Genomic DNA, 11,991 nt, shown 5'->3' on the forward strand with positions numbered 1-11,991 from the left:
CGAAGAAACCCGAAGGTTACTTTCTGTCTCTTGCAGTGCAAGTGTCGGCTCTTCCCGGCACTCACACCTATCGGTTGTTCTGTTTGTTAAAGAGCGGTGCTGCGTTTGTTGCTGCAGCGAGGAGGCGAACTATACCCAGCCCCACTGGGGTCGTCAACCCCTTTTACCGGAGAAAATCATCACAATCCAGCAAACCCTTGATCGGCAAGAGAATAAAAAAACAGACGGGCGCCGCCCGTCTGTTTTTCAGAATCTTCCACCGCCCCTCGGTTCGCCGACTAGCGCACAGCCTCCATATCAAGCTCGCGTGTCGCTTGGATCAGCTGTTCGAATTGAGGGGTCATCATGGCGCCGGCCTGGTTGTAGACCAACGCTCGATCGCGCAACACCATCAGAGTCGGAATCGAACGGATATTGAAGTATTGCGCCAATTCGGTTTGCTCTTCGGTATTGATCTTGGCGAAAACGATATCCGGATGTTTATCCGCCGCGGCGGCGAACACCGGAGCAAACATCTTGCACGGCCCACACCATGGCGCCCAGAAATCCAGAATCACAATACCGTCTCGATCCACCACGGTATTGAAATTTTCGGCGTTCAAATCCTGCACGGCCATAGGCCCTCTCCTCTCCAGTCTTATTATTCTGGAGGATAGAGTCATGCCCTATATTCCACAAGATAGTTAATAGATTGATTTTTTTAACTAGAACGATAGTGATTATCTACGCCAACCATCATGGCAGATGGCGAATCTGGAAACACTGGTGGATCTTCTTGTTGCGAAAATCTTCCGGCACCGACTGGGCGCTGATATCCAGCACCTGGTATAGCAACGGCAACTTGCCGTCCAGTTCGAAACTGCGCAAGTTGTTGGAAAAATAGAGCACCCCATCCGGCGACAGCAACTTCATTGCCTGTTCGATCAGCCAGGAATGATCGCGCTGCACATCGAGCGTATCGCTCATTTTCTTGGAGTTGGAAAAGCTAGGCGGATCCATGACGATCAAGTCGAAGGTTTTGCGCAGGGCAATCGCCGCCGACAGGTATTGAAACACATCGCTACGCACCCGTTGATGACGAGCTTGATCCAGCCCATTGAGTTCGAAGTTACGTCCCGCCCAATCCAGGTAGGTATTGGACATATCGACGGTCTCGGACAATACCGCGCCGCCTGCGGCGGCATACACGGTAAAGCTACCGGTATAGGCGAACAGATTCAGGAAGCGCTTGCCGGCCGACTCGAGGCGGACGCGCTTGCGCGTATTGCGGTGATCCAAGAACAGGCCAGTATCCAAATAAGCACTCATATTGACCCAAAAGCGCTGGCCGAACTCTTCGATAACGAAATCCTCGCCCTCGCTCCCGGTCTTTTGATACTGGCTGCTCCCCTTCTGGCGGCGGCGCGTTTTGACGCCGATACGTTCGACGGCAATACCGGTCACCTCTGCAACGCACTGACGCACGGAGGCCAACCAGGCATCATGCTCTTCGTCGCTCATCACCCAGCCGGTGTCGTACTCTTGCAGATGGGCATAGTCGCCATAAATATCCACGGCCAGTGGAAATTGCGGAATATCGCGATCATAGGCGCGCCAGGCCTCGACCCCCTGCCGTTTCGCCCATTTTCCGAAATGCTTGAAATTCTTGCCCAGGCGATTGGCAAAGGCACTGATGTCTGACATGACTGGCTCCATCCCGGCATTCCGGGCTCAAAAACGCAACGCGCGTCAGCTTGAAGCCGACGCGCGTCGCTGTCAAATACAGGGTAAATAACCGACTCGGTGGAACCTTAGCTACCGGCGAGTGTGTACATGGCCATCAGCTTTCGGTAGACGGGATCCGGCACATATTGGCGGATCACGGTCTCCCAGCCGCGCGGCCCAACCAGCCCCTTGACCATGGTCGACGAGACTTCGGCATATTCTCGCGGCGGCAAGAGAAAGATAGTGGTAATGTCGGGATGCAGGTCGGTATTGATGTAGCGCATGGTGCGCTCGTACTCGTAGTCGCTGGCGGTACGAATGCCGCGCACGATGTAATTGGCGTCGACCGACTGGGCATAGTTGACCAAGAACTGATTGCTGAATACGTCGACCTTGAGCTTATTGAAGCCCTGGGTGACGGCATTGAGCATTTCGATCCGTTCTTCCACCGTGAACGTACAGTGTTTGTCGGGATTGACGCCCACCGCCACCACCAGTTCGTCGAACAGCTCGACGGCCTCGCGAATCATCCACAAGTGTCCGTTGGTTACCGGGTCGAAACTCCCGGCATACACAGCTCTCTTCACGGCATCGTCCTGTCAGGAACCATAGGTTAGGCCGACTGTATAGTCAGAAGCGCCCCGCGGTAAAGCGTTTTTTGTGCAACGCACATAAAAGAGAAACGCCCCGCACAAAGGCGGGGCGGGCGTTTAGGCGTTGATCTCCTCGGCTCGATGGCAGGCCACTTGGCGCCGATCCAGCGACCTCAACTCGGGCGACTCTTGACGACAGCGTTCGATGGCGAACGGGCAACGCTTATGGAAAGCGCAACCGCTGGGCGGCTTGAGCGGGCTTGGCAATTCACCCTGGATCTTGATCTGGATACGACGGTCTTCCGGATGGATCGATGGCGTTGCCGATAGCAGTGCCTGGGTGTAAGGATGCAGCGGACGCGAATAAATGGTGTCCTTATCGCCGATTTCCACCACACGACCGAGATACATCACCATCACATCGTTGGCGACATGCTCGACCACCGCCAGGTTGTGCGAAATGAACACATAAGTGGTGTTGAACGATTCCTGCAGATCCATGAACAGATTGAGAACCTGCGCCTGGATCGAGACATCGAGCGCGCTGGTCGGTTCGTCGGCCACCACGATCTTCGGATTGAGCATCATGGCGCGAGCGATGGCGATACGTTGGCGCTGGCCACCGGAGAACATATGCGGGTAGCGATAGTAATGCTCCGGCCGCAGCCCCACTAGTTTCATCATTTCGCGCACGCGTTCGACGCGCTCGGCAGCCGAAAGCCGGGTGTTGATGACCAACGGCTCGGACAACTGAGAGCCGATCTTCTGTCGCGGATTAAGCGAGGCGTAGGGATTCTGGAACACCATCTGCACCTTGGTGCGCATGGCCTTGCGCTCTGCGGCGGAGGCTTGCGAGACGTCATTGCCGTCAAGCAGCAGCGAGCCGGAGGTGGGCGGCTCGATCAAGGTCAATTGGCGCGCCAACGTCGATTTGCCGCAGCCGGACTCGCCGACCACGGCCAGCGTACGGCCGGCCTGCAGATCGAAGGAGACGCCATTGAGTGCTTTGACCGTGGCATGCCCCTTGAGAAAGCCCTGAGATACCTCGTAGTGACGGGTCAGATCCCGTGCCTGCAATACGTTTGTCATTGCGCATCCTTGGCCGAAAGAGGGAAATAGCAGCGCACGGCGCCAGCGGCGTTAGGCAACAGTGCCGGCCGCTCGGCACGGCAACGATCGGCAACATACGGGCAACGCGGCGACAGCAAACAGCCGCTAGGCCGGTCGTAATGTCCCGGCACGATACCCGGCAGCGTATTGAGACGGCGTGCGCCCTTGCTGTGCTCGGGGATGGAAGACAGCAGCGCCTCGGTGTATGGATGCTGCGGCTTGCGGAAGATGTCGGGAATCGCCCCCTGCTCAACCACTTGACCGGCATACATGACCGCCAGCCGATGCGCCACCTCGGCCACCACGGCCAAGTCGTGCGTGATCAGGATCAACGCCATATCGTGGCTCTTTTGCAAATTGACCAACAGCGACATGATCTGCGCCTGGATGGTCACGTCTAGCGCCGTGGTCGGCTCGTCGGCGATCAGCAGCTTGGGGTTACAGGCAATGGCCATGGCGATCGCCACGCGCTGGCTCATGCCGCCCGACAATTGGTGCGGGTAGGCATCGAGCCGAGTGGCGGCCGCCGGAATCTCGACCATCTCCATCAGTTCGATGGCGCGCTTCTTGAGTGCGGAACCCGAGAGGCCCTGATGGACTTTGAGCACTTCCATGATCTGGTAGCCGACGGTGAAGCTTGGGTTCAGCGCGGTCATCGGATCCTGGAAGATCATCGAGATGTCCTTGCCGATGATCTTGCGCCGTTCGCGCGCGGACAGGGTCAGCAGATCCTTGCCATCAAAGCGCAGTTTGTCGGCGACGATTCTCCCCTGCCCTTCCAGCAACCCCATCATGGCCATCATGGTGACCGACTTGCCGGAGCCCGATTCGCCGACGATCCCGACGATTTCACCCTGGCTAACGCTCAGGTCCAAGCCTTCGACGGCGGCGAACGGGTGTGCTTCGGCCCCGAACAGTACCGACAGATTGTTGATTTCCAACAGACTCATGATTTCCCTCTCACGCCGCGCGTTTCAGTTTCGGGTCGAGCGCGTCGCGCAGACCGTCGCCGATCAGATTGATCGCCAGCACCGACAGCAAAATAGTCAGACCGGGCCAGGAGACCACCCACCAGGCGCGTTCGATATAATCGCGCGCGCTGGAGAGCATGGCCCCCCACTCGGCGGACGGCGGTTGCACCCCCATGCCGAGAAACCCAAGCGCGGCGGCATCCAAGATGGCGGACGAGAAGCTCATGGTGGCGTGCACGATCAGCGGCGCCATGCAGTTGGGTAGCACCGTGACGAACATCAGCCGAAGGGTGCCGGCGCCGGCCACGCGAGCGGCGGTCACATAGTCGCGGTTCAGTTCGGTCATGGCCGAGGCGCGCACCAGTCGCACGTAGCCCGGCAGCGACACCACCGAGATCGCGATGATGGTATTGAGCATGCTCGGCCCGAGGATCGCCACGATAGCAATGGCCAGCAGCAGCGAGGGCAACGCCATCATCACGTCCATGACGCGCATGATCAGCGGCCCCAACACCTTGGGATAAAAAGCGGCCAAAAGACCGAGGATGATGCCGGGAATGAGCGACGACAGCACGGCGGATAGACCGATCAACAGCGACAGCCGCGCACCGTAGATCAAGCGCGACAGCATGTCTCGGCCGATTTCGTCGGTGCCGAGCAAGAACTTGGCCGTACCACCATCGGCCCAGCTTGGCGGCGTCAGCATGAAGTCGCGATACTGGTCGATCGGGTTATACGGCGCCACCCATGGGGCAAACAGTGCCGCCACAACCACCACGGCCAGGAACACCAGCCCCATCACCGCGCCCTTGTTATAGGAAAAGCCCTGCCAAAACTCCTTGAGCGGCGAGGGATAAGCCAGCGCCTTGTCCTCGGCGCTCATTTGTACTTGGGTTGTCATTATGCTGCCCCCGATTATTTGGCGTGACGGATGCGCGGATTGGCGATGCCGTACAGGATGTCGACGATAAAGTTCACCAGAATCACCAACAGCGCGACCATCAGGATGCCGTTTTGCACCACCGGGTAGTCGCGGCGCTGGATGGCGTCGATCAGCCACTTACCGATGCCAGGCCAGGAGAAAATGGTTTCGGTCAGTACGGCGCCGCCCATCAGCGTGCCCACCTGCAGACCGACCACGGTCAATACCGGGATCAGCGCATTGCGCAGGGTGTGAATGAAGATCACCCGCGCCGGCGACAGCCCCTTGGCGCGTGCGGTGCGCACATAATCTTCGCGCAACACTTCCAGCATCGATGAGCGGGTCATCCGGGCGATGACCGCCATCGGGATAGTGCCCAATGCAATGGATGGCAGAATCAAATGCGCCAACGCATCCTTGAACGCGCCGGCGAAGTTAGCCGGGTCGTTGTGTTCGGCGAGCCAGGCGTCGACGGTCATGAGACCGGTGCGCACCGGAATGTCGAAGGCCAGATCGATGCGACCGGACACCGGGGTCCAGCCGAGGCGGACGGAGAACAACATGATCAGCAGCAGCCCCAGCCAGAAGATCGGCATCGAAAATCCGGTCAACGACAGTCCCATCACACCGTGATCGAACAGCGAACCGCGCTTGATGGCCGCGACGACGCCGGCCAGCAGGCCGACCACCACGGCAAACAACATGGCGGAAATCGCCAGTTCCAACGTGGCCGGGAACAGCGTGGTGAATTCGTCCCAGACGTTTACCCGGGTCACCAGCGATTGTCCGAGATTGCCGTGCAACAAACTGCCGGCGTAGTCGAGGTACTGCAGATACAAAGGCTTGTCCAGCCCCAGGCGATGTAACGCGGCGGCATGGAGTGCCGGGTCGAGCGTGCGTTCGCCCACCATCACTTCGACCGGATCGCCGGGAATCATGCGGATCAAGCCGAAGGTCAAGAGCGTAATACCCAGGATCGACGGCACTAGCAACCACAGGCGCCTGAGAATGAATGAAAACATGCGTGTGACCTCCACGCGGCGCTTCGAACGGAATGCCGCGCATATGCTTTTATATCGACAGGGCTGAACAGAGGCGGAAAGGAAGGCGGAGGGGGCAACGGAAGCCATCGATCCGCGCGACGCGCGCGCAGGCGGCGCCGTTCCATCGCCGACGATGGAATGGATCTCGATGTCTAACCAGCTATTTTCTCTATGCCCCTGTAGACCAGGCAATCCGGGCGATAACTCGCCTCTCTGATTTCAACCGTCCGCCGGGGGACAAGCCCCCGGCGCGTACTGCTTTGCCGTTACTTGACGCTTACACCGTAGAAGGAGTTAAGACCAAACGGGCTAACCTTGAAACCGACCACATTCTTGGCCGTCGGCTCGTTCACCGTGCTGTGCGCAATGGTGGTCAGCGGCAGTTGCTGCTTGGCGATCACCTGGGCTTGCGTGTACAGCTTGGTGCGCTCGGCCACGTTAGCGGTGCTCTTGCCCTTGATGACCAGGTCGTTGAACGGCTTGTAGCACCACTTGGTGTAGTTGTTGCCGTTGACCGCTTCGCAACCCAACAGCACGTTGAGCCAGTTGTCCGGGTCACCGTTGTCGCCGGTCCAGCCCACCAGAATGGCGTCATGCTCGCCGCCCTTGGCACGCTTCAGGTACTCACCCCATTCGTAGGTAACGATCTTGGCGCGCACACCGATCTTGGCCCAGTCCGATTGGATCATCTCGGCCATCAGCTTGGCGTTCGGGTTGTAAGGACGTTGCACCGGCATCGCCCACAGGGTGATGTCGAAGCCGTTGGGGAAGCCCGCCTTGGTCAGCAGAGCCTTGGCCTTGGTCGGATCGAACTTGGCATCCTTGACGCTCTTGTTGTACGACCATTGGGTCGGCGGCATCGGGTTGACCGCCGGTTGGCCCTGGCCTTGATACACCGCGGTCAGGATGGCCGGCTTATTGATCGACATATCGAGGGCTTGGCGCACCTGCAGGTTGTTCAACGGCTTATGCAGCACGTTATAGCCCAGGTAGCCGACGTTGAAGCCGGATTGGGTCAGCACATGCAGTTTCGGATCGGCCTTCATCAGAGCCACATCGGCCGGACGCGGATAGGCGGCCACTTGGCATTCGCCGGCCTTGAGCTTTTGGAAACGCACCGACGGGTCGGTGGTGATGGCGAAGATCAGGTTGTCGACCTTCGGTCCTTCGGCTTTATCCCAGTATTGCTTGTTGGCGACGAAGCGGATCTGCGCATCCTTTTGATAGCGCTTGAAGACAAACGGGCCAGTACCGATCGGCTGGCTGTTGATCCATTCGGGATGTCCGTCCTTCAACAGCTTGTCGGCGTACTCGGCCGACTGGATCGAAGCGAAGCTCATCGCCAGATCGGCCAGGAACGAAGCATCGACCGTCTTCAATTGGAAGCGTACGGTCATCGGATCGACCTTCTCGACCTTGACGATGTTGTCCGGCATGCCCATATCGGAGAAGTAGGGGAAGTCGGTCGGGTACGCCTTGCGGAACGCGTTGTCCTTGTTCAGCATGCGGTCGAAGGTGAAGACCACGTCGTCGGCGTTGAAATCACGCGTCGGCTTGAAGCTATCGTTACTGTGGAACTTTACGCCGGAACGCAGGTGGAAGGTGTAGCTCAGCCCGTCGGACGAAACGTCCCACTTGGTCGCCAGGCCCGGCACCACCTTGGTGGCACCGCGCTGGAACTGCACCAGGCGGTTGAAAACGGTTTCGGCGGAAGCGTCGAAATCGGTACCGGCGGTGTATTGGCCAGGATCGAAACCGGCGGGGCTACCTTCCGAGCAATAAATCAGGGTGCCGCTAGCCGACGCATATGACGCAGCAGCGAGCAGACTGGCTGCCAGCAGTACTTTTTTTGCATCTCGCATAATCTCTCTATTCCTCTATTTATTTTTGATTAGGCCTTAAGGCCATGCGGTATACATTATGCATTTGTGTCGAATTTGACAAGCATCAAACCGAAAAACAGCCGGAGCGCATAACACCGCACAATTTAATGGCGGATAAGTTGCAAAAAAAGCGCGCCTGATGTCCGGCGCGCTTTTTGTTAACGGGGAAGATCTCCCTATGAATCAATCGGTTCAGCGCACGCGCAACACCACGCTGCCCACTGAATAACCGGCACCGAACGAGGAGATGACGCCGATATCGCCGGCAACCAGATCCTTTCGATGCAAATGGAATGCAATGATCGATCCGGCCGAACTGGTATTGGCATAACGGTCGAGAATGACCGGCGCTTCGATTTCGGTCGCATCGCGCCCCAGCACGCGCCGGGAGATCAACTGGTTCATCGACAGATTGGCCTGGTGAAGCCAGAAGCGCCGGACGGCGTCCGGCGCAATGCCGAGCTGCGTCAAGTGGCCGACAATGTGCTCGCCGACCATCGGGCACACTTCCTTAAAGACCTTGCGCCCCTGTTGCACAAACAACTTATCCGCTTGGCCGATACCTTTTTCGTCGCAGATGTTCAGAAAACCAAAATTGTTGCGGATGGCATTGGAAAATACCGTGGCCAGGCGAGTGCCCAACACCTCGAACACCTGCGGAGAACGGGCCTGATCCGCACGTTCGATTAGCACGGCACTGGCCGCATCGCCGAAGATGAAGTGACTGTCGCGGTCGCGGAAGTTCAGGTGAGCCGAGCAGATTTCCGGACTGACGACCAGCGCGGCACGCACCGCGCCGCTTTGGACGGCATTGGCCGCGGCCTGAATGCCGAAGGTGGCCGAGGAGCAAGCCACGTTCATATCGAAGGCAAAACCCGCAATACCCAGCGCCTGCTGTACCTCGATGGCCATGGCGGGATAGGCGCGCTGCATATTCGAGCAGGCCACGATCACCATGTCGACATCGGTCGGCGAGCGATCTGCATTTTCCAGCGCCTGGCGCGCTGCGGCGACGGCCATCTCCGCCTGCAGCGACAATTGATCGTTGTTGCGCTCTGGCAAGTTCGGACGCATGCGTTCAGGGTCGAGCACGCCCTCTTTGTCCATCAGGAAGCGCTGGCGGATACCCGATGCCTTGACGATGAACTCGCAACTGGACTCGGCCAGCGGCTCGCGCTCGCCGGCGGCGATCTCGGCGGCATGATCGCGGTTGTACCGCGCCACATATAGATTGAATGCCTCGACCAGCATTTCGTTGCTGACGGCATGCGGCGGGGTGAACAACCCGGTTCCGCTGATGACTGCCTGATGCATGTAGTTGCCCTCTATCCTCGCGCCGGCCGCGTAAACGCCCTTGGGAGCGCTCATCGGCAACGGCATTTTGTTCTGTGGAAACGCTGCAAATATACCAAGAGGATGAACAAATTGTCAGAAAACGATCACAAATAGTTCAAGTCCTAGTAAAATGATCAACTATCGACTCGCGCGATCCCGCTCGAAATAAAATAGTTGACTAAAATACTCGGGATTTGCGTATAATTGGATCGACTCAATTATCTGGGAGCCTCCCTACCATGCGCTTGACCACCAAAGGCCGATTCGCTGTCACGGCTATGCTGGACTTGGCCCTGCGCCAAGGCAAGGGGCCCGTTACGCTGGCCGGCATCAGCGAACGTCAGAATATCTCGCTTTCCTACCTGGAACAGTTGTTCGGCAAGCTTCGTCGCGCCGAACTGGTCGAGAGCGTTCGCGGACCAGGCGGCGGCTACACCCTGGCACGCGCGGCCGAGGACATCTCGGTTGCCAACATCATTGTCGCGGTCGACGAACCGGTGGACGCCACGCAGTGCGGTGGCCGCGAAAACTGTCACGGTCCCAATCAGCGCTGCATGACGCACGACTTGTGGACCAACCTGAATGCCACCATCTTCAATTATCTATCGCAGGTGAGCCTCGGCAACCTTGTCGACGAGCAATTGGCCAAGGACACGGCCGTGCTGCAGGACAAGCGCGAACAGCCCCCCGCACATCGATCGCATCCGGCATCCGCCGGCGGCGCCTTGTGACTGCGGAAACACTTTGTGGAGAACGTTTAAATGTCTCAGATGAAGCTTCCGATCTACCTCGATTACTCCGCCACGACCCCGGTCGACCCTCGCGTCGCCGCGAAGATGATTCCCTATCTGACGGAGCATTTCGGCAATCCGGCCTCGCGCAGCCATAGCTTCGGCTGGGAAGCGGAGGATGCGGTCGAGAACGCCCGCGCGGAGGTAGCCCGCCTGGTCAATTGCGATCCGAAGGAAATCATCTGGACATCCGGCGCCACCGAATCGGACAACCTGGCGATCAAGGGCGCAGCCCAGTTCTACCAAAGCCGCGGCAAGCACATCATCACCGTCAAGACCGAGCACAAGGCTGTGCTCGACACATGCCGCGAGTTGGAACGCCAGGGCTTCGAAGTCACTTATCTGTCGGTCAAGGACGACGGCCTGATTGATCTCGATCAGTTCAAGGCGGCGCTGCGCCCGGATACCATCCTTGTTTCGGTCATGCTGGTCAACAACGAAATTGGCGTGATCCAGGATATCGACACATTGGGGGCGTTGTGCCGCGAGAAGGGCATCGTCTTCCATGTGGATGCCGCCCAAGCCACCGGCAAGGTCGTCATCGACCTGGAACGCCAGCCGGTCGACCTGATGAGCTTCTCGGCGCACAAGACTTACGGGCCGAAGGGTATCGGCGCGCTGTACATCCGCCGCAAGCCGCGCGTGCGTCTCGAGGCGCAAATGCACGGCGGCGGCCACGAGCGCGGCTTCCGCTCCGGCACGCTGGCCACGCATCAGATTGTCGGCATGGGCGAGAGCTTCCGCCTGGCACGCGAGGAAATGGCCAGCGAGAACGAACGCATCCGCATGCTGCGCGATCGCCTGTGGAATGGCGTCAAAGATCTGGAGGAAGTGTATCTCAACGGCGACCTGGAGCGCCGTGTACCGCACAACCTGAATGTCAGCTTCAACTTCGTCGAGGGTGAGTCGCTGATCATGGCGATCAAGGAATTGGCCGTGTCCTCCGGATCGGCCTGCACCTCGGCAAGCCTGGAGCCGTCCTACGTACTGCGGGCGCTGGGTCGCAACGACGAACTGGCCCACAGCTCGATCCGCTTCACCATCGGCCGCTTCACCACCGTCGAGGAAATCGATTATGCGGTGGCCCTCTTGCGCGACAAGATCGGCAAACTGCGCGAACTGTCGCCGCTGTGGGAAATGTACAAGGACGGCGTGGACCTCAATAGCGTGCAATGGGCGGCGCACTGAACTGAAACCGGACGGCGCGAGCGCCGTCCCCCGGCAGGAAGAGGAATCGACATGGCTTACAGCAACAAAGTACTGGATCACTACGAACACCCGCGCAACGTCGGCGCCTTCGACAAGGACGACGGCCAGGTCGGCACCGGCATGGTCGGCGCTCCGGCATGCGGCGACGTCATGAAGCTGCAGATCAAGGTCGGCGAAGACGGCGTCATCCAGGACGCGCGCTTCAAGACCTATGGCTGCGGATCCGCCATTGCCTCGTCGTCGTTGGTCACCGAATGGGTCAAAGGCAAGACGCTGGACGAAGCGCTGGACATCAAAAACACCGCGATCGCCGAAGAACTGGAACTGCCTCCGGTGAAGATTCACTGCTCGATCCTGGCGGAAGACGCCATCAAGGCGGCAGTGACGGACTACAAGCAAAAGCACGGCAAATAAGCGGCAACAGGTACCA

Annotated in this window: 12 protein-coding genes; 3 read left to right on the forward strand and 9 right to left on the reverse strand. The window is 58.8% G+C overall.

The features are described 5' to 3' along the window. Positions 1-278 precede the first annotated feature (278 nt). The 9 genes from trxA to DFP86_RS10560 all read right to left on the reverse strand — a co-directional run bounded on the left by trxA (position 279) and on the right by DFP86_RS10560 (position 9,540). Positions 279-617: a thioredoxin gene (gene trxA / locus DFP86_RS10520; RefSeq protein ID WP_133680951.1), complete on the reverse strand. Its 339-nt coding sequence runs from the start codon at positions 615-617 to the stop codon at positions 279-281. 118 nt (positions 618-735) lie between these two features. Next, complete coding sequence (locus DFP86_RS10525) at positions 736-1,683, reverse strand: class I SAM-dependent methyltransferase (protein ID WP_133680953.1); 948 nt, start codon at positions 1,681-1,683, stop codon at positions 736-738. A gap of 107 nt (positions 1,684-1,790) precedes the next feature. Continuing rightward, positions 1,791-2,291, reverse strand: coding sequence for a pantetheine-phosphate adenylyltransferase (gene coaD / locus DFP86_RS10530; RefSeq protein ID WP_133680955.1), 501 nt, complete (start codon positions 2,289-2,291; stop codon positions 1,791-1,793). A 123-nt stretch (positions 2,292-2,414) separates the two neighbouring features. Continuing rightward, positions 2,415-3,386: a peptide ABC transporter ATP-binding protein gene (locus DFP86_RS10535; protein WP_133680957.1), complete on the reverse strand. Its 972-nt coding sequence runs from the start codon at positions 3,384-3,386 to the stop codon at positions 2,415-2,417. Further along, positions 3,383-4,357 (reverse strand): ABC transporter ATP-binding protein, encoded by a 975-nt coding sequence (locus tag DFP86_RS10540; RefSeq protein ID WP_133680959.1) that lies wholly within the window; start codon positions 4,355-4,357, stop codon positions 3,383-3,385. Before DFP86_RS10540 ends, DFP86_RS10535 begins: the two co-directional genes overlap by 4 nt. A 10-nt stretch (positions 4,358-4,367) precedes the next feature. Continuing rightward, on the reverse strand, positions 4,368-5,279 hold the full coding sequence (locus tag DFP86_RS10545; RefSeq protein ID WP_208108306.1) for an ABC transporter permease subunit: 912 nt from the start codon (positions 5,277-5,279) through the stop codon (positions 4,368-4,370). Positions 5,280-5,293: 14 nt separating this feature from the next. Next, a complete protein-coding gene (locus tag DFP86_RS10550; RefSeq protein ID WP_133680961.1) occupies positions 5,294-6,322 on the reverse strand; it encodes an ABC transporter permease subunit in 1,029 nt (342 codons plus the stop codon). 287 nt (positions 6,323-6,609) lie between these two features. After that, the gene (locus tag DFP86_RS10555) at positions 6,610-8,205 is read right to left on the reverse strand and encodes an ABC transporter substrate-binding protein (RefSeq protein ID WP_133680963.1); all 1,596 of its coding nucleotides are present in this window, start codon (positions 8,203-8,205) and stop codon (positions 6,610-6,612) included. A gap of 213 nt (positions 8,206-8,418) precedes the next feature. Continuing rightward, positions 8,419-9,540 (reverse strand): beta-ketoacyl-ACP synthase III, encoded by a 1,122-nt coding sequence (locus tag DFP86_RS10560; RefSeq protein WP_133680965.1) that lies wholly within the window; start codon positions 9,538-9,540, stop codon positions 8,419-8,421. A 260-nt stretch (positions 9,541-9,800) separates the two neighbouring features. Here DFP86_RS10560 and iscR point away from each other — a divergent pair, with 260 nt between their 5' ends. From iscR to iscU, 3 genes are read left to right on the forward strand one after another with little or no spacing between them, the layout of a single operon-like run. Then, complete coding sequence (gene iscR / locus DFP86_RS10565; RefSeq protein WP_133680967.1) at positions 9,801-10,292, forward strand: Fe-S cluster assembly transcriptional regulator IscR; 492 nt, start codon at positions 9,801-9,803, stop codon at positions 10,290-10,292. Between the two features lie 30 nt (positions 10,293-10,322). Continuing rightward, the gene (locus tag DFP86_RS10570) at positions 10,323-11,540 is read left to right on the forward strand and encodes an IscS subfamily cysteine desulfurase (RefSeq protein ID WP_133680969.1); all 1,218 of its coding nucleotides are present in this window, start codon (positions 10,323-10,325) and stop codon (positions 11,538-11,540) included. A gap of 51 nt (positions 11,541-11,591) precedes the next feature. After that, positions 11,592-11,975, forward strand: a complete 384-nt coding sequence (gene iscU / locus DFP86_RS10575) for a Fe-S cluster assembly scaffold IscU (RefSeq protein WP_133680971.1) — start codon at positions 11,592-11,594, stop codon at positions 11,973-11,975. Positions 11,976-11,991 lie beyond the last annotated feature (16 nt).

Source organism: Paludibacterium purpuratum, assembly GCF_004363805.1.
Lineage (GTDB): Bacteria > Pseudomonadota > Gammaproteobacteria > Burkholderiales > Chromobacteriaceae > Paludibacterium > Paludibacterium purpuratum.